General features: G+C 59.6%; 19 protein-coding genes. 5 read left to right on the top strand and 14 right to left on the bottom strand.

The genetic code is table 11. The features are described from left to right. Window positions 1–3: 3 nt before the first annotated feature. A complete protein-coding gene (locus NBG89_RS16665) occupies window positions 4–933 on the bottom strand; it encodes a sugar ABC transporter substrate-binding protein (RefSeq protein WP_431320852.1) in 930 nt (309 codons plus the stop codon). Between the two features lie 325 nt (window positions 934–1,258). On the opposite strand from NBG89_RS16665, the gene NBG89_RS16660 reads away from it, so the two are divergent. Further along, window positions 1,259–1,768, top strand: coding sequence for a DUF1993 domain-containing protein (locus NBG89_RS16660; protein WP_431320851.1), 510 nt, complete (start codon window positions 1,259–1,261; stop codon window positions 1,766–1,768). 5 nt (window positions 1,769–1,773) lie between these two features. On the opposite strand, the gene NBG89_RS16655 is transcribed toward NBG89_RS16660, so the two are convergent. Both NBG89_RS16655 and galE read right to left on the bottom strand, forming a co-directional pair. Further along, on the bottom strand, window positions 1,774–3,294 hold the full coding sequence (locus NBG89_RS16655) for an alkaline phosphatase family protein (protein WP_431320850.1): 1,521 nt from the start codon (window positions 3,292–3,294) through the stop codon (window positions 1,774–1,776). A gap of 9 nt (window positions 3,295–3,303) precedes the next feature. After that, window positions 3,304–4,287 (bottom strand): UDP-glucose 4-epimerase GalE, encoded by a 984-nt coding sequence (gene galE / locus NBG89_RS16650; protein ID WP_431320849.1) that lies wholly within the window; start codon window positions 4,285–4,287, stop codon window positions 3,304–3,306. Between the two features lie 346 nt (window positions 4,288–4,633). Here galE and NBG89_RS16645 point away from each other — a divergent pair, with 346 nt between their 5' ends. Beyond that, window positions 4,634–5,416, top strand: a complete 783-nt coding sequence (locus NBG89_RS16645; RefSeq protein ID WP_431322720.1) for a class I SAM-dependent methyltransferase — start codon at window positions 4,634–4,636, stop codon at window positions 5,414–5,416. 1 nt (window position 5,417) lies between these two features. On the opposite strand, the gene NBG89_RS16640 is transcribed toward NBG89_RS16645, so the two are convergent. The 11 genes from NBG89_RS16640 to NBG89_RS16590 form a co-directional block, all read right to left on the bottom strand. Continuing rightward, window positions 5,418–6,122, bottom strand: a complete 705-nt coding sequence (locus NBG89_RS16640) for a response regulator transcription factor (RefSeq protein WP_088693137.1) — start codon at window positions 6,120–6,122, stop codon at window positions 5,418–5,420. After that, window positions 6,119–8,827 (bottom strand): DUF4118 domain-containing protein, encoded by a 2,709-nt coding sequence (locus NBG89_RS16635; RefSeq protein ID WP_431320848.1) that lies wholly within the window; start codon window positions 8,825–8,827, stop codon window positions 6,119–6,121. The genes NBG89_RS16640 and NBG89_RS16635 overlap by 4 nt, the downstream gene beginning before the upstream one ends. A 62-nt stretch (window positions 8,828–8,889) precedes the next feature. Continuing rightward, complete coding sequence (kdpC, locus tag NBG89_RS16630) at window positions 8,890–9,459, bottom strand: potassium-transporting ATPase subunit KdpC (RefSeq protein WP_431320847.1); 570 nt, start codon at window positions 9,457–9,459, stop codon at window positions 8,890–8,892. Between the two features lie 12 nt (window positions 9,460–9,471). Then, window positions 9,472–11,559 (bottom strand): potassium-transporting ATPase subunit KdpB, encoded by a 2,088-nt coding sequence (kdpB, locus tag NBG89_RS16625; protein ID WP_431320846.1) that lies wholly within the window; start codon window positions 11,557–11,559, stop codon window positions 9,472–9,474. A gap of 42 nt (window positions 11,560–11,601) precedes the next feature. Beyond that, a complete protein-coding gene (locus NBG89_RS16620) occupies window positions 11,602–11,757 on the bottom strand; it encodes a hypothetical protein (protein WP_431320845.1) in 156 nt (51 codons plus the stop codon). Window positions 11,758–11,766: 9 nt separating this feature from the next. Further along, window positions 11,767–13,470, bottom strand: coding sequence for a potassium-transporting ATPase subunit KdpA (gene kdpA, locus NBG89_RS16615; protein ID WP_431320844.1), 1,704 nt, complete (start codon window positions 13,468–13,470; stop codon window positions 11,767–11,769). 59 nt (window positions 13,471–13,529) lie between these two features. Beyond that, window positions 13,530–13,619, bottom strand: coding sequence for a K(+)-transporting ATPase subunit F (locus tag NBG89_RS16610; RefSeq protein WP_431320843.1), 90 nt, complete (start codon window positions 13,617–13,619; stop codon window positions 13,530–13,532). Window positions 13,620–14,051: 432 nt separating this feature from the next. Next, a complete protein-coding gene (locus tag NBG89_RS16605) occupies window positions 14,052–14,705 on the bottom strand; it encodes a CDP-alcohol phosphatidyltransferase family protein (RefSeq protein ID WP_431320842.1) in 654 nt (217 codons plus the stop codon). Beyond that, on the bottom strand, window positions 14,702–15,094 hold the full coding sequence (locus NBG89_RS16600; protein ID WP_431320841.1) for a hypothetical protein: 393 nt from the start codon (window positions 15,092–15,094) through the stop codon (window positions 14,702–14,704). The genes NBG89_RS16605 and NBG89_RS16600 overlap by 4 nt, the downstream gene beginning before the upstream one ends. After that, a complete protein-coding gene (locus tag NBG89_RS16595) occupies window positions 15,091–16,038 on the bottom strand; it encodes a phosphatidate cytidylyltransferase (protein WP_431320840.1) in 948 nt (315 codons plus the stop codon). Before NBG89_RS16595 ends, NBG89_RS16600 begins: the two co-directional genes overlap by 4 nt. After that, window positions 16,035–16,679, bottom strand: a complete 645-nt coding sequence (locus tag NBG89_RS16590; protein WP_431320839.1) for a lysophospholipid acyltransferase family protein — start codon at window positions 16,677–16,679, stop codon at window positions 16,035–16,037. The genes NBG89_RS16595 and NBG89_RS16590 overlap by 4 nt, the downstream gene beginning before the upstream one ends. Before the next feature lie 224 nt (window positions 16,680–16,903). Between NBG89_RS16590 and NBG89_RS16585 the strand changes: the two genes are divergently transcribed. From NBG89_RS16585 to NBG89_RS16575, 3 genes are all read left to right on the top strand, one after another. After that, a complete protein-coding gene (locus NBG89_RS16585) occupies window positions 16,904–17,218 on the top strand; it encodes a DUF6074 family protein (RefSeq protein WP_431320838.1) in 315 nt (104 codons plus the stop codon). Window positions 17,219–17,675: 457 nt separating this feature from the next. After that, window positions 17,676–18,839: an isovaleryl-CoA dehydrogenase gene (locus tag NBG89_RS16580; protein ID WP_431320837.1), complete on the top strand. Its 1,164-nt coding sequence runs from the start codon at window positions 17,676–17,678 to the stop codon at window positions 18,837–18,839. Between the two features lie 35 nt (window positions 18,840–18,874). After that, a complete protein-coding gene (locus NBG89_RS16575) occupies window positions 18,875–20,482 on the top strand; it encodes a carboxyl transferase domain-containing protein (RefSeq protein ID WP_431320836.1) in 1,608 nt (535 codons plus the stop codon).

The raw sequence follows: 20,482 nt of genomic DNA, 5'->3' as shown, positions 1-20,482 counted from the left end.
ACGTTAGTTCTTCGCGACGAAGTCCTTGACGTTTTCAGGCGTGACGAGCTGGAAAGGAATATAAACCTTCTTGTCCACCTTTTCGCCCTTCGCGAGCTTCAGAGCCGCGTCGAGCGCGCCTTTGCCCTGCCCGGCTGCATCCTGGAAGACCGTCACGTCGAGGTCGCTAGCCTGCATGGCGGCAAGTGCGTCCTGGGTGGCGTCAACGCCGCCGATCACGATCTTGCTGAGATCTTTGCCGGCTGCCTTGAGAGCCTGAATAGCGCCGATGGCCATTTCATCATTGTTCGAGATAACGGCGTCGAACTCGAGACCGCTGGAGAGCCAGTTGGTCATGAGGTCCGAACCCTGGGTGCGGGACCAGTTGGCCGTCTGTTCTTCAATGATCTGGATGCCCTTGCACTCGTCGGTCGCAATGACGTCGTGAACGTCCTTTGTGCGCATGCGAGCGGCCTGGTTGGAGAGTTCGCCCATCATCACGACGGCTTTGCCCTTACCACCCAACAGGCGGCAAACCTCCTTGGTTTCAAGCGTGCCGGATTCCTGCTCGTTTGAAGCAACGAAGGCCTGCTTGTCCGGCAGACTGTCTACGTTGACCGGCTCGCGGTTGACGTAAACGAGTGGAATGCCAGCCTCAGCGGCAAGCTTCGACATTGCGGCCGTGGCGTCGGTATCAACCGGGTTGACGACGATTGCGTCGACCTTCGATGCAATGAAGTTCTGGATCTGGCTCTGCTGTTTGGCGACGTCGTTCTGTGCGTCTTCGACCTGCAGTGTCACGCCCTTCATGGTCTTGGCATAGTCCTGCATACCGTTGCGCAGGACGGTCAGGAAGTTGTCGTCGAAAAGCGCCATAGAGACGCCGACGGTTTCGGCATGAGCGGCCGTCGACAGGACGAGCGCCATGGCAGTACCCATGATAAATTTCTTCATTCTTCTTTCCTCCACAAAGCGGTGTCCGGCTGCACCCTCCTCACGCCGGAGCTTCGGGCAGTGCCCAAAAGCCAGTTTTTTAGTTCACCTGGGCCATCTCCCGCTGGCCGTCCGTCAAGAAACGGAACAAACGAACCGTAAAATCTGTGTCGCGGAATATTCATTCCATTTTCTGCTGAGGGCGTCAAGTCCAATTCATGGGCGAGGTCGCGAGCGCTCCGTGAAAATCTCGCGAAGATGCTTGCGCTGGCGCTGAAAAGCGCGATGCCGCGAACTATATGAACGGCCTAACGGCGGCGGTTTCGCTGCCTCAAGGGAGAAACCGATGCCTATTTCGATGTACCGACTAACAGTTCCCGTCTTCCAGCACGGTCTTGAAACGTTGAAGACCTACCTCGACAAAGCCGAGACCTTCGCGAAGGAGAAAGGGATTGATAGCGCGGATCTCGTCGCCGCGCGGCTGGCTTCGGACATGCTGCCCTTCTCGGGTCAGTTTCAGCGCGCGACCGACAGCGCCAAACTGGCGATTGCGCGGCTGACCGCCAGCGAAGCGCCGAAATTCGAGGACAATGAAGCGACGATCGCCGAATTGCGCGAGCGTGTTGCCAAGACGCAAACCTACCTCGGTACAGTCGCACCGGCTGCACTTGAAGGGACGGAAACGCGGGAAATTACCCTTTCGCCGGGGGGTAACAAAATCACGTTCCGCGGCGACGAATATGTCGTGACCTTCGCGCTACCGAACTTCTTCTTCCACCTTGCGACTGCACACGCGATTCTGCGCAATCAGGGCGTTCCTGTTGGCAAGCTGGACTATCTCGGGCGCCTCGCCTGATAAGCTTAGGGCCGGCGCCTGATCGGCCCTTTTTCCGTAAGTTCGGTGAAAGCTAGCGTTTGATCCAGATGACGGGCACGCATCGAGAGAAGCTTCTCGGCATAGGAAAGCCTGGTCGACAGACAGGCTGGGTCCGACGCGAGGTTGTTCAATTCCATCGGATCGGCCTGCAGGTCGAATAAGAGTGGTGGCAGTGCCGCGAAATGCACGTATTTGAAGCGTTCATCTCTGATGACGGCAAGGTTGCATTCGTTTGACTGCAATCCGAAATGAGCTTCTGGTTCCTGGTTGGCAATATCGCGGAAGTCGAATTCCCAGAAGGCAGCATCGCGCCAGGTTCTCGGCGCCTCCCGCTCCATGAACGGCAGCAGGGACTGGCCATCCAGGGCGTTTCTAGGTTCGATATTCAGGCGATCGCAGAGCGTTGCGAAGATGTCTGCGGCCGACGTGAATCGGTCGACCACCCTGCCCCGCGTGACAGCTTGCGGGTCGCGGATGACAAGCGGGATGTGATAACTGCCATCAAAGAAACCGCCCTTGCCGAGCGTCCAGTGATCGCCTGCCATCTCGGCGTGATCAGACGTGAAGATGATGAGAGTGTCGTCCCACGCCCCTGTTTCCTTCAATGCGCGCCAAATCCGCCCAAGCTGCGCGTCCACCTCCGCGATCATGCCATAGTAGATGGCGCGGATCGCGGCGAAGTCACTGGCCTGCCACTCGCTAACTGAGCCGGTCGCACCATGGATGAAGCCGCCCTTTCCTACCCTTGGCATGGCATAGGACAGATAAGGGTGTGATCTCTGTTCCGTTTCGTGGTTTTCCGCCCGGGCGAAATGCGAACCGTCCTCCGGGCTGAACAGATCGTTGTATGGAGACGGTGCCGAAAATGGCGGATGCGGACGAAGGAACGAAACATGTGCGAACCAGGGCGCATCCTGCTCTCCCAGCCAGCGGATGAACTCTCCCGCGAGATACGCCGTTTGCGTTTCGTCCTTCGAATAGGTCGTTGCCGCGTTCGAAATCTCACCGCGCCGCGCGCCGACGGGGATGTGAATGTCGCGACTATCCGCATCCGGGTGTCCACGCTCGCGCAACCAGGACAGCCATTGCTTTTCATGCTCGGGAAGCAGTTGTCGGGCCGTAAAGCCGGGTAGCAATCCTTCATAGGTTGTCAGGTGCGGGTCGTTCGCGTTCATACCGCGCGGGTCGGGCGCGGTGTCGGTATAGCCGAACAGCGTCGGATCATAACCCGCCCGCCGGACCGCCAGCGCCAGATTGTCAAATCGCGCATCGAGGGGTGAGCCGTTGCGGCAAACCCGGTGGTTCATCTGATAGAGGCCGGTATAGAGCGTGGCGCGCGCCGGTGAGCATGGCGCGGCGCCAGCGTAGTGGCGGGCAAACAAGACGCCTTCCGACGCCAGCGCATCCACATTCGGCGTCCTGACGCAGGCATGTCCGGTCGCCGACAGGCAATCACCGCGCCATTGGTCCGCGGTGATCAATAAAATGTTCGGTCGACCGGTCATGGATGTATTTCAGTGCTGGTTTGATTTTGCGTGCCAGTTCCACGCCGATCGGATGATCTGAGACAAATCATACCGCGGCGTCCAGCCTAGAATCTCCCGCGCCTTGTCATTGTTGGCAACTAGCGTGTGCGAGTCGCCTTCGCGGCGACCGACATATTCCACAGGAAACGGTCGCTCCGACACGCGCTCGATGGCGCCGAGCAACTCCTTCACCGTTGTTCCCGTGCCGGTGCCGAGATTGAGCGCAACAGATTCCCCGCCCCGCAGCAGATGCTCTACGGCGCGGACATGCGCATCGGCGAGATCAAGGACATGGATGTAGTCGCGGACGCAGGTGCCGTCCCTCGTTTCATAGTCGGTGCCAAACACCTTGAAGCCTTCACGACGGCCAAGAGCGGCATCAATCGCGAGCGGTATGGCGTGCGTTTCAGGCTGATGCCACTCGCCGATCCGGCTCTCGAAGTCGGCGCCGGCTGCGTTGAAGTAGCGAAGCACGACCGATCGAAAGCCGGTGTATTTGTCGTAGTCGGCAAGCGCCTGCTCCACGATATATTTTGTACGGCCATAGGGATTGATCGGCACCTGGCGATGCGTTTCATCGAGAGGCACGCTTTGCGGCAAGCCATAGGTCGCACAGGTGGATGAGAAGACGAATGCCTTGACGCCCGCCGCCTGAGCGGCAGCCAAAAGTGTCAGCGTGCCGATGACGTTGTTCTCGTAAAAGGCGATCGGATCCTTGACCGATTCGCCGACCTCGATGAGGGCGGCAAAGTGCAGGATGGCAGCTGGCTTGTGCTTGGCCAGAACCTCGTCAAGGCGAACTCGGTCCCGGATATCCCCTTCCTCGGCGGGTCCCCACTTCACGAATTCGCGATGACCGTTGGAGAAATTGTCGAAAACGACCGGTTGGAACCCCTTGTTCGCAAGATCGAGACACGTATGGGAGCCGATATAACCAGCGCCGCCCACGACCAGAATCGTTTCACCTGCCATGCACCACCTTCAATTCTCGTTTCGGATGTAGAAGACTTAGAGCAGGTCGATGGCGAGAAAAAGAACGAAACGAAGGTGGCGTCGATGTCACGCTCTTTTTGTCGATGACGGCATTAGCAAATTGATTTGCCGAAGATTTTCCATGGAGTTGACTGTCCACCAGTACCCGACAAACGCAACGCTCGAAATAACATCGCGACCGTTATTCAACAATGATTGCCACAACAGTCGTACTTCTAAATACTCCCGGCACGTCATTTTAAATAGAATTGACTTTTGTTCTTATTCTCTGCGAAGAATTGTTCCCTTCGGTAGTTCTCATCGTGAAACTGAAGGCCGAACCCAGATGGATTCGTCGATCAGAAAGTTCATATTCCATGATCTTCAGGCGATCGAAGGATACATTGATCCGCCGGACGCTCTGGTATTTCTTGCGGTCTTGCTATCCCAGCAATCAGCATCCTTGCAAGGTGGCTTAGCCGAGATCGGCGTTTACTATGGTCGTTCCTACTTTCTGTTGCGGAAGATCTGCGGAGACGCGGAGAAGATTGTGGCCATCGATCCGTTTGGTATCGTGAATCCGGATCATGGCGCGACGCAGTACGAACGTTTCGCGGCGGGCGGCCGTCAACTTGGCCTTTCCGTGGACGCCGAATGCGTCATTAAGAGCGACAGCACGCTGCTCCGACCCGAGAACATTACCGAAAGAGCCGGGATGGTCCGGTTCTTCAGTATCGACGGTGGCCACATGCTGCACCACATCGCGGCCGATAGTCGTCTTGCTGCCGCGTCGCTTGCAGAGCACGGAATCATCGTTTTCGACGATACGTTCAATCCGGCTTGGCCCGAGGTAACCGCTGGCGTGACCGACTTCCTGCGTGAAGAAGCTGGTCGCTTTTCCGTTTTCTGCCTGACGAAATACAAGACTTATGTTTGCCGACAGGCGTTTCACGCGTTTTACGCGCGTGCGATCAGGACTTCGCCTGAACTCAAGGCATTCGATCACATCGAAACCGAGTTTTTTGGTTCAACCGCCATCCGATTGCACAATCCGATTCGCCGTCGCATCGCTTACGAAGTGATGGTCGGGCTCGGTATGCGCGCACTATCGGAGCGCGTCTATCGATAACCTACCCTGTTGGCGGATCCGCTTCCTTCAGTCTGTACCCGACACCGGTTTCGGTGGTGATATATTGCGGCTGGTCCGGGCTCTGTTCGATCTTCTGGCGCAACTGTCGAACATAGACCCGCAAATACTGCACGTCGGCGGCCGGTCCCCAGATCTGCTTCAGGAGGAACTGGTGGGTCAGGACCTTGCCGGCATGCTGGGCAAGAACCCTGAGGATATCGTATTCCTTCGGCGAGAGCTTGATTTCCCTGCCATCGATCTTGACGATGCGTTTGACCAGATCAATCGACAGGCCGCCGGCCTGAAAGATCGCCCGCTCCCCCTGCTGCTGCAAGCGATGGCGTAAGGCGACCCGCAGTCGAGCGCCGAGTTCGTTCATGCCGAACGGCTTCGTTAGATAGTCATCAGCTCCCGCTTCAAGAGCGTTGACGATACCAGTTTCATCTGTGCGGCTGGAAAGGATTACAATGGGCAAGGTTAGGCCCGCGTCTCTCCATTCCCGCAACAGTTCGTGACCCGATTTGTCCGGCAGGCCAAGGTCGAGCACGATCAGATCAGGCGGTTCGTCCTTTGCCGACTGCAGGGCAGAGGCGCCGTTCGGCGCCTCGTGCACTTCATAACCTTGCGCGGTGAGGCCAACGCGAAGCAGTTTGCGGATCGGAGGCTCGTCATCGACGACGAGAATTTTTACGGCTGAACCGGTCATTTGAGCTCATCCAATTTCGGAATCTCATTTGGTCTTGGAAGACGGATGGTGAAGACGGCACCTGAATGATCAGAGCGATTTCCGGCTGTGATCGTGCCACCCATCGCGTCGACAAAACCTCGGCAGATCGACAGGCCGAGACCCGTGCCGGCGCGAACCTGATCGCCTTTGCGCACGCGGTAGAAAGTATCGAAAACGCGGTCCAGGTCGGCCGGCGGAATGCCAGGGCCTTCGTCCGAAACCTGGATCATCACGTTGTATTCATCCGCCCGCCCATCGATCCGGATCGACGATCCTTGTGGAGCATATTTGGCAGCATTGTCGAGCAAATTGAAAAGCACCTGCTCGAACAGCACGGGATCGACACGGACCATCGGAAGGTCCGCAGGAATCGTCATGATGGTGTGATGGTGCGCGAGAATTTTCTCGGCGCGGCGCAGCGCGCTTCCCGCAATGTCGCCGGGATAGTGCAACGCATAGTTAGGCTCCATTGCCCCGGATTCGATTTTCGTCATATCAAGCAGGTTGGCGATAAAGCGGTTGAGCCGTTCCGACTCGTCGATAACGGTCGATAGAAGGTCCATGCGATCTTCCTGCGGCATGGAATCGAGATAGTCACGCAACGTGCCGGCGGCGCCAAGAATGGCCGCGAGCGGAGTCTTCAGGTCATGCGAGATGGAGGTCAGAAGGGCAGAGCGCAAACGGTCGGCTTCCGCCGCAAGCCTTGCACGATCGACATCCGCCACGAGTTGAATGCGCTCGATCGCAAGGGCTGCCTGGTCCGCCAACGCGTCGAGTAGGCGTTGCTGCTCGGGCGTCAATAGGGGGCCATCGCGTCGGTCATTGTCGAGGCCGATCACGCCGACAGCTGCCCGTCCGGTCCGCAGCGGTACATAGAGGCGTTTGGCGCCGGGCAGGGTATCAGCGCCGCGGCCGGCCGCGTGATTGTGCTCCCATGCCCACCGGGCAGCGGCAATATCCGCGTCATCGAGCGTGTCGTCCGGCGGATAGCCGGCCTTGACGCAGATCGTGCCTTCCTCCGGCAGTAGAAGCACGACGCGGACCTTGAGCATCGATGCGAGCTGAAAGGCGGTGGCCCAGAGAACGTCATCGAGCGTGCCGGTGCCGGCCAATTTCTTGGAGAACAGGTAGAGGTCTTCGGTCGTCCTGGCGCGCTGCCGGGCCGCCGCCGCCTGGCGTTGGACCGTTGCCGTGAGATTGCTAGCAACGACGGCCACACCCAGGAAAAAGAACAATGCAAGCACGCTTTCCGGATCGCTGATCGTCAGCGTGTAGCGAGGCGGCAGGAAGAAAAAGTTAAAGGCCAACGCGCTGAGGATGCAGGTGTAGAGCGCTGGACGAAGCCCGTGGATCACCGCTGACGTGAGCACGGCCATCAGGAACACAAGGGCAAGGTTCCGGACATCCAGCACCTGATCAAGGACGACGCCAGCGACGAGCGCGATTGCCACATAGGCCGTGGCGGAGAGATATGCCTGGATATTGAACGCGGGCGAGGAGGGGGCAGCTTTCATGCTGCGCGCGGATGCCTCATCTTTCTCGTTGCCGGAAATCACATGGACGCTGATGTTGCCTGACGTTCTGATCAGGTCGTCGGCGATGGAGCGGTGAAACCAGTCACGCCATGTCGGCCTGCCGGGCGCTCCGATGACGATATGCGTGACATTATTGGCCGCAGCGTGCCGGACCAGCTCTTCCGAGACTTCGCGGCCGGGAATGGTGATTGCCTCGCCGCCGAGCTGTTCAGCCAGCCGGAGCGTCGCCGCAATCGTGTCGCGGTCAGATTCCGTCAGGTTGATCGAACGATTGGTCTCGACGTAGACGGCTGCCCACGGTGCTCGCAGTCGCGAGGCCATTCGAGACGCGTAGCGTACGAGCGAAGCTGATCGTGGATGCTGATCGACAGATACAAGGACCCTTTCACCGGCAGCCCAAGGACCAGCGATGGCGTGTGCCTGCATGTGGTTCAGCAACTGGTCATCGACACGCTGCGCGGTCTTGCGCAATGCAAGTTCACGCAGCGCGGTCAGGTTTCCTGGCGTGAAATAATTGGTCAGGGCACGTTCGGCGGTCTTGGGAATATAGACCTTCCCGTCGTGCAGCCGTTTGATCAGATCGTCCGGCGTCAGATCAATGATCTCAACGTCATCTGCCATGTCGATGATCGAGTCAGGGACAGTCTCGCGGACGCGGACGCGAGTGATTTGGGAGACGACGTCGTTCAGGCTCTCAACATGCTGGATGTTCAGCGTCGAATAGACGTCGATGCCGCTGTCGAGCAATTCCTTCACGTCGAGGTAGCGCTTGGGATGACGGCTTCCTTCGGCGTTCGTATGGGCAAGTTCGTCGACAAGGACGAGCCCGGGCCGGCGCGCAAGGATGGCATCAATATCCATCTCCTCGAGAGGGCGGCCCTTGTAGTCGATCTTGACGCGCGGGATGACTTCGAAGCCTTCGACGAGGGCCTGTGTTTCCTTGCGGCCATGGGTCTCGACGATGCCGATCACCACGTCAAGGCCATCGAACAGTTTGGCGCGGCCCGACTCCAACATCTCGTAGGTCTTGCCTACGCCGGGCGCGGCGCCGAGGAATATCTTCAGGCGGCCACGGGCCTCCTGTCGCGCCTTCTCAAGCAGTGCATCGGGCGAGGGCCTGCCAACCTTGTCGCGGCTGTCTTCCGGCATGCTTTTCATCTTTCCCTGACGAGGAAGCCCCGGCCACGCGCAAGCTGCCGGGGCTTTCCACCCTACTCAGACATAGAAGCATCAAGAGACTGGTTCAATGCCAGAACATTGACCGTGCGCTCACCGAGAAATCCGAGTTCGGGGTGATCGACGGCCGCTTCGACAATCGCCTTCAGCTTGGTTTCGTCCAGGCCGCGCGCCTTGGCAATGCGGGGTACCTGGAAGTAGGCCGCCTCGGGCGAGATGTGCGGATCGAGGCCGCTGCCAGAGGCCGTCACGAGATCGATCGGCACCTGGGCATTCGGGTTGGCGGCCTTGGCTGCCTCATAGTCAGCCTTCACGCGATCGAGCAGCTTTTGGCTCGTGGGGCCAAGGTTGGAGCCGGAAGAAGAGGCAGCGTTGTATCCATCGCCTGCCGCCGAAGGGCGACCATGGAAGTACTTGTCGCTGGTGAAGGCCTGGCCGATCAGTGTCGAGCCGAGCACTTTGCCGTGCTTCTGGATCAGGCTGCCGTTCGCTTGCGCCGGGAAGAGAGCTTGCGCGGCACCTGTCATGGCAAGCGGGTAAAGCAGACCGGTGATGGCGGTGGTGGCAACGATCATGACGATTGCCGGACGAAGTTCTTTCAACATGATGTCAACTCCTCAGGCGAGACCGATGGCCGTAATGACCATGTCGATCGCCTTGATGCCAATAAACGGGACAATGATGCCTCCGACGCCATAGATGAGCAGGTTACGGGAGAGCAGCGCGCCGGCGCCGATCGCGCGGTATTTCACGCCTTTCAGCGATAGCGGGATCAGCGCGACGATAATCAGTGCGTTGAAGATGATGGCCGACAGGATGGCGCTTTGCGGAGTCGCCAGCCCCATGATGTTCAGCACACCGAGCTGTGGATAGAAGGCCAGGAACATTGCCGGGATAATGGCGAAGTACTTGGCGATGTCGTTGGCGATCGAGAAGGTGGTCAACGCGCCACGGGTCATCAGCAACTGCTTGCCGATCTCGACGATTTCGATGAGCTTCGTCGGATCACTGTCGAGGTCGACCATGTTGCCGGCTTCGCGGGCGGCAACCGTGCCGGTGTTCATGGCAACGCCGACATCGGCCTGGGCGAGGGCGGGTGCGTCGTTCGTGCCATCGCCGCACATGGCAACGAGCTTGCCCTTGGCCTGTTCCTCACGGATCAGGGACAGCTTGTTCTCCGGCGTCGCCTGGGCGAGGAAGTCGTCGACGCCGGCCTCGGCCGCGATAGCTGCTGCCGTCATCGGGTTGTCGCCCGTGATCATGACGGTCCGGATGCCCATCCGGCGCAGCTCGGCGAAGCGCTCGCGGATACCGCCCTTGACAATATCCTTGAGCTGGATGATGCCGAGAAGCTTACCGTCGCGGGCGACTGCCAGCGGCGTACCACCTGCTTTGGCGATTTCATCGGCAATCGCCTGCAGTTCCCGTACGGTCTCGGTGTTGGTGCGGAGGGCGACGGTCGTATTGCCCGAAGCCGGTGACGATGCAGCCCCGACATAAGCGAGCACGGCATCGACGGCGCCTTTGCGGATCGACGAGCCTTCGATATCGACACCGCTCATACGGGTCTGGGCGGTGAAGGGCACGAAGGCGGCGTGCAGGGTTCCCATGTCGCGGCCGCGGATCGCGTACTTCTCCTTGGCGAGCACGACAATAGAGCGGCCTTCCGGCGTTTCGTCGGCGAGCGATGCCAGTTGCGCGGCATCGGCAAGGTCCTGTTCGGAGATGCCGTGAACGGGGCGGAAGGACGTGGCTTGGCGGTTGCCGAGCGTGATCGTGCCGGTCTTGTCGAGGAGCAGCGTGTCGACGTCACCGGCTGCTTCGACGGCGCGGCCCGACATCGCAAGTACGTTGAAGCGTACGAGACGGTCCATGCCAGCGATGCCGATCGCGGAGAGCAGCGCGCCGATGGTCGTCGGGATCAGTGTCACGAAGAGCGCGACGAGGATGATGATCGGGATCGAGCCGCCGGCATAGCTCGCGAAGCTCGGGATCGTCGCGGTGGCCAGAACGAAAATCAGCGTCATGCCGGCAAGCAGGATGTTGAGCGCGATTTCGTTCGGGGTCTTCTGACGTTCCGCGCCTTCGACGAGCGAGATCATGCGGTCGAGAAAGGTGTGTCCTGCGGCAGCAGTGATGCGGACGCGAATCCAATCGGACAGAACCTGCGTACCGCCGGTCACGGCCGACCGATCGCCGCCGGATTCGCGGATGACAGGGGCGGATTCACCCGTGATCGCGGCCTCGTTGACCGATGCGACGCCCTCGATGACCTCGCCGTCCGAGGGAATGATATCGCCGGCTTCCACGAGGACGAGATCGCCGACTTTCAGGCTCGTGCCCGGAACGAGGCGATAGCCGCTCCCGTTATTGGCTGTCAGCAGCTTCGCCTGGGTTTCGGTACGGGCTTTGCGCAGCGAGTCTGCCTGTGCCTTACCGCGGCCCTCGGCAACCGCTTCGGCGAAGTTGGCGAAAAGTACGGTGAACCAGAGCCAGAGGTTGACCTGGAAGGAGAAGCCGAGATTTCCGCCGCCGGTGACGAGGTCGCGGACGAACAGGATCGTGGTCAGCGCCGAAACCGTTGCAACGACGAACATGACGGGGTTCTTGGCAAGGGTGCGCGGGTTCAGCTTCCTGAAGGCGGCGCCCACGGCCGGAATGAGGATGCGAGGATCCATGACGCTCGCTGATTTTGCCTGGCTCATAAGAGACTCCAGCTTGAAAAGGGTGAGGCGACAGTAATGCGATCAGCCGTGTAGAATCCGGAATATCGCGACGACGACGAGGAGACCGGCGAGCATCACCAGGATGATGTCGGAGGTGCGGGTCATCCGCTGGCTCTCACGTCCCGGCAAACCGGGACGCGCATTGAAGGATCTGCGAAGCCCGTGACGAAGGATCATTGCTTCACCTCAGAAAGTCTGGCCGGCGATCATGACCAAATGCTCGATGACTGGACCAAGCGCCAGCGCCGGGAAGAAGGTCAGGCCGCCAACGATCAGGATCGTGCCTGCCAGGAGACCCACGAAGAGCGGTCCATCCGTTGGGAAGGTGCCGGCGGAGGCCGGAACGGTCTTCTTGGCGACGAGCGATCCTGCGATCGCGAGCGCCGGGACGATGACTAGGAAGCGACCCATCAACATGCCCACACCGAGGGTGATGTTGTACCAGGGCGTGTTGCCGGTGAGACCGCCGAAGGCGGAGCCATTGTTGGCCGCGGCCGAGGTATAGGCATACAGGATCTCGGAGAAGCCGTGCGGGCCGGCCGTGCCGGTCGAGGCAACGGCGGACGGCAGGACGCTGGCGATTGCAGTAAAGACGAGCATCGCGAGCGGCAGGCAGAGAATGGCCAGAACCGCCATCTTCATCTCCTTGGCTTCGATCTTCTTGCCAAGATATTCCGGCGTCCGGCCGACCATCAGCCCTGCGACGAAGATCGCGATGATCACGAAAAGCAGGATGCCGTAGAAACCTGCACCCACGCCGCCGACGATGATTTCACCGAGCTGCATATTGATGAGCGGGATGAGGCCGCCGAGCGCCGTGAAGCTGCCGTGCATCGCATTGACCGCACCGCAGGAGGCAGCGGTTGTTATGACCGCAAAGAGCGAGGACATGGCGACGCCAAAGCGGACCTCCTTGCCCTCCATGTTGCCGCCCTCGAGGCCGAAGGCATGCATCAGCGGATTGCCAGCTGCTTCCGCACAATAGGTGACAGCGACGCCGACGATGAAGAGAAGGCCCATCGTCGCGAGGATCGCCCAGCCTTGACGCTGGTTGCCTACCATGCGGCCAAAGACGTTGGTGAGGGCCGCGCCGATCGCGAAGATCGACACCATCTGGATCATGTTCGAGATGTTGTCAGGGTTCTCGAAGGGATGCGCGGAGTTGGCGTTGAAGAAGCCGCCGCCGTTAGTGCCGAGCATCTTGATGGCAAGTTGCGAGGCAACTGGGCCGAGCGCGATTGTCTGCTTGGTGCCTTCGAGGGTCGTTGCGTCGACATAGGGGCCGAGGGTTTGCGGCACGCCAAGATAGACATAGACCAGCGTCAGCACGATGCAGATCGGCAGTAGGACGTAAAGGGTCGCGCGGATCATATCGACCCAGAAATTGCCGATCGCCTTGCCCGAGGCGCGCGCAAAGGCACGAATGAGGCCGACAGCAATGGCGATACCGGTCGCTGCCGATACGAAATTCTGCACGGAGAGTCCTGCCATCTGCGTCAGGTAGGACATGGTGCTTTCGCCACCGTAGTTCTGCCAGTTTGTGTTTGTTACGAAGCTGACGGCGGTGTTGAAGGAGAGTTCGGCTGGAACGGCGGGCATGCCGGCCGGGTTATAAGGCAAAACCGCTTGCAGGCGCATCAGCGTGTAAAGAACGAGAACGCCGAATAGATTAAACAGCAGCATGGCAAAGGCGTACGAGGTCCAATGCTGTTCGTCGCGTTCGCTGGTACCGGCAATTGCATAAAGTCCCCGTTCGATCGGAACGAGGACCGGTGAGAGAAATGTGCGTTCGCCATTGAAGACGCGTGTCATGTAACCGCCGAGCGGTTTGACGAGCACGATGATAATGCCGCAGTAAAGCAGGATCTGAAGCCATCCGTTGAGGGTCATGGGAGGTAACTTTCAATACCCGATTGGTTCCATCTGTCGCGATGGGAGAAGGTGCGACGCTAGAAGCGTTCGGGGCGAATGAGAGCGTAGGTGAGGTAAACTGTAAGAAACACGGTGACAGCACCACTGAGAATATAATCGAAGGTCATGGCGTTTCCTCCGGTTAGAGCCGGTCGCAGGCTTTGGTGTAGGCAAAGCACAGGGCGAAAAATACGATTGTTATGGCGAGTAGACCTATGTCCATCATCGATCGTGACTCCTGTTGTTCTTCTGGAGTCAGACAAGACAAAGGGCGCCATCCCATCGGGTGGCACCTCTGCTTTCTGGCGTGGAGATGATCCTTGGATCTCTCGGACATCAATATGCGGCCGAAGCGCATAAGCGTTCGAGATCGGCGGCAGGGCGCGGATATAAAAATCTTATAAATAGGAGAAAGAAAAATGCCTCGCCGAAGCGAGGCTAGTCCTAGGCCGCTTCGGGGAAAAGAAGAAGCGGCGTCGTTGTTCTATTGCCCGGCCGCGCGGCTGCAAAGCGCACTTTCCGGCTTTTCGGTACGCCTGAGGAGGATTGAGCGACGTGCATCAATTGCCTACGCGGTCAGCCTCCAGATTTCGAACGACGTTTTTGCCTCGGCGCAGCGCCGTTAAGGCAGCGCCGACGGCGATCAGCCAGAGTGCCGCGAGCAGGACCTGATTATGCCCGTCCCACAGCGGCTCGAGGATCGATAGAAGAGCCGCGGCCGTAATTGTCGCCATCCGATGCTGTTTTGCCATCGGGCCTGAGAAGTCGCTCGGTATTCCCGTCGCTCGCCCGAGCTCGCGAACATAGGCTGTCAGCACGGCAAAAGATGCCGCTGCCCAACCAAGCCCAGGCGATCCGATGCCATATCCCACGCCAGCCAGGATCAGTATATCGGCGATACGGTCGGGGAATTCGTTCCAGAACGGTCCATCGGCTGTGCCCTTGCCGCCTTCGACGGCGACCATGCCGTCAAAGAGATTGCAGAGCAGCCGCAATTGGCAGAAGGCGGCCGCAAGGACTAGGAGGAGTGCTCTGCTCAACCCGTCATCTCGTCCGGCGAGGAAAAACATGCCGCCCGCCAGGGCTGCGGCGATCATGCTCGCTTGCGAGATCTGGTTCGGCGTAATCGACCTCGCGGCCAGCCATTGTGCAATGCGCTTTGCCCATTGTGTGTCTCTGCTTGCCAGCGGCCGCCGATCGCCCGTTTCCGTCATACCTCGATCCTCTGTTGATAGAGAAAGTAATTGTAGACCGCTGCGTAGCTCGTCGAGACAGCCAGCGGCACCGCTATGGTTTTCAGGATTTCCGGCGTGCCGCTCAGTGCGTGGATCGAGATCAGTGCGGCAGTGGAAGCAAGACATGCGATCAGCGGTGGCGCCCACAGACCGGCGCGCCCTTTGAACTGTCTCGAGAGCCGTTCAATGACCGTCTTGAGAAAAAAGGTGAGGCAGGCCGAGAGTCCGCCCTGCACAACGCCAGCCAGCAAGGCTCGCGGCAGCGGGTGGTTGCTATTGGCGAGAAGCGCCCAACCACCCATGGCGACAAACGCGAAGAGAACGTGCGTCACATTGCTCTGAGCCAGGCGACGTATCAGCGCCATCATGTGACCGACCACCAGTAGCGGACAATGTGGAAGAAGATCGGTGCGGAAAAGACTACGGAATCAAGCCGGTCGATCAATCCGCCGTGTCCTTCGATCAGGTGGCCCCAATCCTTGACGCCGCGATCTCGCTTGATTGCTGACATGACGAGGCCGCCGAAGAAGCCCATCATTGTGATGACAAGGGCCAAGACGCCGGCCTGAAACGGCGTGAAAGGCGTGATCCACCATAGGGCAGCACCGATCAATGTTGCGCTCACTACGCCGCCGACAAAGCCTTCCACAGTCTTCGAAGGGGACAGGCTTGGCGCGATCTTCGTTCGACCGAACAGCTTGCCCCAGACATATTGGAGGACATCGCTGAGTTGCACGATGATCACCAGGAAGGCGATTAGGAGAACGTTGCGGCCTTCATAACCCGGGATCGTCAACGTCAGCAGCGCGGGGACATGTGAGGCGCAGAAGACGCAGATCATCAGCGCCCACTGCACTTCGGCAATGCGTATCAGGAAACGCTCGGTATCGCCGCGCAGTACCGAAATGATTGGCATCAGCAGGAACGCGTAGACGGGAATGAAGATCGAGAAGATGCCGTATTGTCGCTCCCACAGCAGCCAATATTGCAGCGGCAGTACGACGAAGAAGGCGGCTGCGAGGGCCCAATGGTCGGCACGTTTGGTGTCGGTCAGGGTGATGAACTCGCGTAGCGCCGCGAAAGAGCAGAAGCCGAAGAGCAGCAGCACGCCAACGCGACCGGCAAGAAAGGCGAGCCCGATCAGGATGACCATGATCCACCATGCCTTGATGCGCGCATTCAGATTCTCGATCGCGGCATTCGACTGACCGGCAGGCAGTCGCCGCTGCAGCAGGTAGCCGATGGTCGAGGAAACGACGAGGAGCGTGAAAATGCCGAGGACGAGCATCCACAGGTCGGAGTTTGCGTTCATTGGTCACCGCCCGGGTGCTTTGGTGACAGATCGAGCAACGCTCTGCGCGCCCTGTCAAGGAAGGTTTCCTTGTTCTCACCGGCTTCGATTTGCAGGGCGTCGCCAAAGGTCACGGTGCAGATGAGGGGGATCGGAACAATCTCGCCCTTTGGCATGACGCGATTGAGATTGTTGATCCAGACCGGCACGAGCTGAACGTCGGGCCGGATCGAGGCGAGATGGAAGAGCCCGCTTTTGAACGGCAATAGCTGGGCATCCGTCTGGTTGCGCGTGCCTTCAGGAAAGAGGATCAGCGACGCTCCGGAATCGATGACCTCGGCCATGACTTCAATCGGATCGCGGGTACGCTTATCGCGATCCCGCTCGATAAGCACGGCGTCGAAGACATCGCGGCCGATAAAACGGTTGATCGACGACTTTAGCCAATATTCCGCGCCGGCGACGGGGCGCGTCCGGCGCCGCAAGCTCGGTGGCAGGACCGCCCAGACCAGAATGAAATCGCCATGGCTGGAATGATTGGCAAAATAAACGCACTGGCCCTGAGGAATGCCCTCATTCGGCCAGATGGCGCGCACGGCGGTAAGTGCGCGCGCGAATACCACGATGGCCGCCGCGACAGGCTTCGCAATTACCCTTCTCACCGATTTCAGCCCCCTCGCTGCATCGACAAAGCAGCACAGAAACCTAGCTGCATTTTTGATGGTTCGGAAGTCCTGCTTGCGATGGAAGGCCACCCCTCAAAATTGCCCGCTCCGACGCATCGCCGAGATTCGCGAGAGATCGAACCGGCACGTTTATCTGAGGCGAAGAGGAAAGCGTTAACCATGGTCGGCTAGGAATGAGTCGGACGCAACGGAATGAGTCGATGCCAGTACAGTCAAACCAAACTCTGCAAGCAATGACGACGAGCGAAATCGTGCTTTTCCCGGTCGCTTCGCGCGCCGGTGACATTGAACGGTGCGCGGCCGAACTGGATCGCCGCCACGGCGAGGATGCAGTCGCCTTCTGGAAGACGGAGTGCCGCCGACTGGCTGCTGAGCTGACGTCGCTTGGCTGCTCCGACGATGAGGTCCGCAACCAGGTCATGACATTCCAAGCCGAGGTCCAGGCCGAGCTGGTTCGCCGCCATCAAGTCCGGGCAATCGCCGAAAGCCGCAGCGGCCGCGCCATCAAGCGCTGATCACATCACGATCGGTTCCTGCCGCCATTTGGGCTGCTGCTTTGTCGGACAGCCCTCGAGGGGTTGAACGCGTCGTCCCGCCGACGAAATCTTTCCATATTTTGCGCCAGACGAACCGTCTTGGTTCAGAAATTCCGCGCGCTCGGTGCTAGCATCCCTTCGTTCTCGCGCGGATCTGCAGAGATCGGTGTGTATTCAGGTTGTTGCCTATCTCGGGAGGAAGGGCAGATGCTGGCGGAAGATCTATCGAATATTCGCCGGAGCAAACTGGCGGTCAGAAATGTCTGGCCGACCGGAAAAGCTTGCCATTTTCGCGTTCTTCAACGAAATTTATCGGGCCAACCGGCAGTGGAGGAGCTGCCGACAAGATAAGCGCGTGAAGAACAATGACGGGAGAATCACGACACACGCATACCGGATGCTGCGCTAGTCGCGCGCCGGACTTGGGAGGGAAGGCATGTATTCCGGTGGTTTGAGATTTGGTCTGGCGGACGAGATCGAGGCGCTCCGCGACAGCGTTCGACGATTCGCGACGGAGCGCATCGCGCCGCTCGCCGCAGAGACGGACAGCAACAACAGTTTCCCAATGCCGCTCTGGCGCGAGATGGGTGACATGGGGCTGCTCGGGATCACGGCCGAGGAGGCCTATGGCGGTGCCGGCTTGGGATATCTGGCCCATTGCGTCGCGATGGAGGAGATCAGCCGCGCTTCGGCCTCCGTTGGGCTTAGCTACGGCGCCCATTCCAACCTTTGCGTCAACCAGATCAGCCGCAACGGAACGGAAACGCAGAAGTCTCGGTATTTGCCGAAGCTCATTTCGGGCGAACACATCGGCGCACTCGCCATGTCTGAGCCGGGCGCTGGGTCTGATGTCGTTTCGATGAAGCTTCGGGCGGAGAAACGAGGCGACAGTTACGTTCTCAACGGCAACAAGATGTGGATCACCAACGGTCCGGATGCAGACGTTCTGGTGGTCTACGCCAAGACCGACCCGGAAGCGGGACCGCGGGGCATCACGGCGTTCCTCATCGAGAAGACCTTCAAAGGCTTTTCAACCGGCCCGAAGCTCGACAAACTCGGCATGCGCGGCTCCAATACCTGCGAACTGATCTTCGAGGACTGCGAGGTACCCGCGGCAAATGTGCTTGGCACTCTCGGTGGCGGCGCTCGCGTTCTGATGTCTGGGCTCGACTATGAACGTGTCGTCCTTTCCGCTGGGCCGATCGGCATCATGGCGGCCTGCATGGATGTCGTCGTGCCCTATCTCCACGAGAGAAAGCAGTTCGGCCAGCCGATCGGCGAGTTCCAGCTGATGCAGGGTAAACTCGCCGACATGTACGTGACCATGAACACGGCGCGCGCTTACGTCTACGCGGTGGCGGCCGCCTGCGATCGCGGCGAGACGACACGCAAGGATGCGGCGGGCTGCATTCTCTATGCCGCCGAGAAGGCGACGCTTCTTGCCCTTGAGACGATCCAGGCACTCGGAGGCAACGGCTACACGAACGACTATCCCGCTGGCCGGCTACTGCGTGACGCGAAGCTCTACGAGATCGGTGCCGGAACCTCTGAAATCAGACGCATGCTGATCGGCCGCGAACTCTTTGCAGAAACGGCCTGATCCGAACGTTCATCCGACAACCATCCTGGTGACCAATGACGGTTTTGAAGTCGCAGATTTCGACGAATTCGGAGAGCTTCAGGACAAATCGCGCGGCGATGGCCGAAGCAATCCATGTCATCGAGGAGGCGGCTGTGAGTGCCGCAAACGGTGGCGGACCTGCAGCGCGTGAACGTCATGTTGCCCGCGGCAAGATGCTGCCACGCGACCGGATCGCCGGTCTGCTCGATCCGGCCACACCGTTTCTGGAAATCGGATTGACCGCAGCCCACGGCATGTACGGCAACGAGGCTCCCGGCGCTGGCCTGATTACCGGTATCGGCCGCGTTTCGGGGCGCGATTGCATGATCGTCTGCAACGATGCGACCGTCAAAGGCGGTACCTATTTTCCGATGACGGTGAAGAAGCATCTGCGCGCGCAGGAAGTTGCCGCCCAGAACAATTTGCCCTGCATCTATCTGGTGGACTCCGGCGGTGCGAATTTGCCGAATCAGGACGAAGTGTTCCCGGATCGCGATCATTTCGGCCGGATATTTTATAATCAGGCCAATATGTCGGCAGCGGGAATTCCGCAGATTGCCGTGGTGATGGGTTCGTGCACGGCGGGCGGTGCCTATGTGCCTGCCATGTCCGATGAGGCGATCATCGTCGAAGGCCAGGGGACGATCTTTCTTGCCGGTCCTCCACTGGTCAAGGCCGCGACCGGCGAAGTCGTCTCCGCGGAAGATCTCGGCGGTGGCGATGTGCATACAAGGCTCTCCGGCGTTGCCGACCATCTCGCTCGTGACGATGCACACGCTCTCGCGCTGGCGAGGCGCGTTGTCGCCAATCTCAATCGCTCAAAGGTCGGCGGCGTCGCGCGTCAGCCGGTTGAGGCGCCGCTGTTCGATCCCTCGGAAATAGCAGGTATCGTTCCGGCCGACCTGCGCGCGCCCTACGACGTGCGCGAAGTCATTGCCCGCATTGTCGATGGCTCGCGTTTCGATGAATTCAAGGCACGCTATGGGACGACCCTGGTCTGCGGCTTCGCCCATGTCCATGGTATACCGGTGGGCGTCGTCGCCAACAACGGCGTGCTGTTTTCGGAATCGGCCCTGAAGGGCGCCCATTTCGTGGAACTCTGCTCGCAGCGCAGGATACCGCTCGTCTTTCTGCAGAATATCACTGGCTTCATGGTTGGCCGCAAATACGAAACCGAAGGCATCGCGAAGAACGGCGCCAAGCTCGTGACCGCGGTCGCGACGACCGGCGTGCCGAAGGTAACGATGCTGGTTGGCGGCTCTTTCGGCGCGGGCAATTACGGCATGGCAGGTCGCGCCTTCTCGCCGCGCTTTCTCTGGACGTGGCCGAACAGCCGCATCTCGGTCATGGGCGGAGAGCAGGCGGCGGGTGTCCTTGCGACTGTGCGGGGAGAAGCGCTCTCTCGCGCCGGCACCCCTTGGACGCCGGAGGAGGAGAGCAGTTTTAAGCAGCCGGTGCTCGATCTCTTCGAACGGCAGAGCCATCCGCTCTATGCGTCAGCACGCCTATGGGACGATGGGGTGATCGACCCGGCCAAGAGCCGCGATGTGCTCGGTCTCTCGCTGTCTGCGGCGCTGAATGCACCGATTGCAGATACGCGCTTCGGCCTGTTCCGGATGTGA

The organism is Rhizobium sp. YTU87027, from assembly GCF_050644135.1.
Lineage (GTDB): Bacteria > Pseudomonadota > Alphaproteobacteria > Rhizobiales > Rhizobiaceae > Rhizobium.
Note: the sequence above shows the minus strand (reverse complement) of the source record. Positions and strands in the feature narration are given on the sequence as shown.

Excerpts from the sequence above, each read along its gene's own strand:
- NBG89_RS16665 (WP_431320852.1), bottom strand. The coding sequence starts at position 933 with ATGAAGAAATTTATCATGGGTACTGCCATGGCGCTCGTCCTGTCGACG.
- NBG89_RS16660 (WP_431320851.1), top strand. The coding sequence starts at position 1,259 with ATGCCTATTTCGATGTACCGACTAACAGTTCCCGTCTTCCAGCACGGT.
- NBG89_RS16655 (WP_431320850.1), bottom strand. The coding sequence starts at position 3,294 with ATGACCGGTCGACCGAACATTTTATTGATCACCGCGGACCAATGGCGC.
- galE (WP_431320849.1), bottom strand. The coding sequence starts at position 4,287 with ATGGCAGGTGAAACGATTCTGGTCGTGGGCGGCGCTGGTTATATCGGC.
- NBG89_RS16645 (WP_431322720.1), top strand. The coding sequence starts at position 4,634 with ATGGATTCGTCGATCAGAAAGTTCATATTCCATGATCTTCAGGCGATC.
- NBG89_RS16640 (WP_088693137.1), bottom strand. The coding sequence starts at position 6,122 with ATGACCGGTTCAGCCGTAAAAATTCTCGTCGTCGATGACGAGCCTCCG.
- NBG89_RS16635 (WP_431320848.1), bottom strand. The coding sequence starts at position 8,827 with ATGCCGGAAGACAGCCGCGACAAGGTTGGCAGGCCCTCGCCCGATGCA.
- kdpC (WP_431320847.1), bottom strand. The coding sequence starts at position 9,459 with ATGTTGAAAGAACTTCGTCCGGCAATCGTCATGATCGTTGCCACCACC.
- kdpB (WP_431320846.1), bottom strand. The coding sequence starts at position 11,559 with ATGAGCCAGGCAAAATCAGCGAGCGTCATGGATCCTCGCATCCTCATT.
- NBG89_RS16620 (WP_431320845.1), bottom strand. The coding sequence starts at position 11,757 with ATGATCCTTCGTCACGGGCTTCGCAGATCCTTCAATGCGCGTCCCGGT.
- kdpA (WP_431320844.1), bottom strand. The coding sequence starts at position 13,470 with ATGACCCTCAACGGATGGCTTCAGATCCTGCTTTACTGCGGCATTATC.
- NBG89_RS16610 (WP_431320843.1), bottom strand. The coding sequence starts at position 13,619 with ATGACCTTCGATTATATTCTCAGTGGTGCTGTCACCGTGTTTCTTACA.
- NBG89_RS16605 (WP_431320842.1), bottom strand. The coding sequence starts at position 14,705 with ATGACGGAAACGGGCGATCGGCGGCCGCTGGCAAGCAGAGACACACAA.
- NBG89_RS16600 (WP_431320841.1), bottom strand. The coding sequence starts at position 15,094 with ATGATGGCGCTGATACGTCGCCTGGCTCAGAGCAATGTGACGCACGTT.
- NBG89_RS16595 (WP_431320840.1), bottom strand. The coding sequence starts at position 16,038 with ATGAACGCAAACTCCGACCTGTGGATGCTCGTCCTCGGCATTTTCACG.
- NBG89_RS16585 (WP_431320838.1), top strand. The coding sequence starts at position 16,904 with ATGCCAGTACAGTCAAACCAAACTCTGCAAGCAATGACGACGAGCGAA.
- NBG89_RS16580 (WP_431320837.1), top strand. The coding sequence starts at position 17,676 with ATGTATTCCGGTGGTTTGAGATTTGGTCTGGCGGACGAGATCGAGGCG.
- NBG89_RS16575 (WP_431320836.1), top strand. The coding sequence starts at position 18,875 with ATGACGGTTTTGAAGTCGCAGATTTCGACGAATTCGGAGAGCTTCAGG.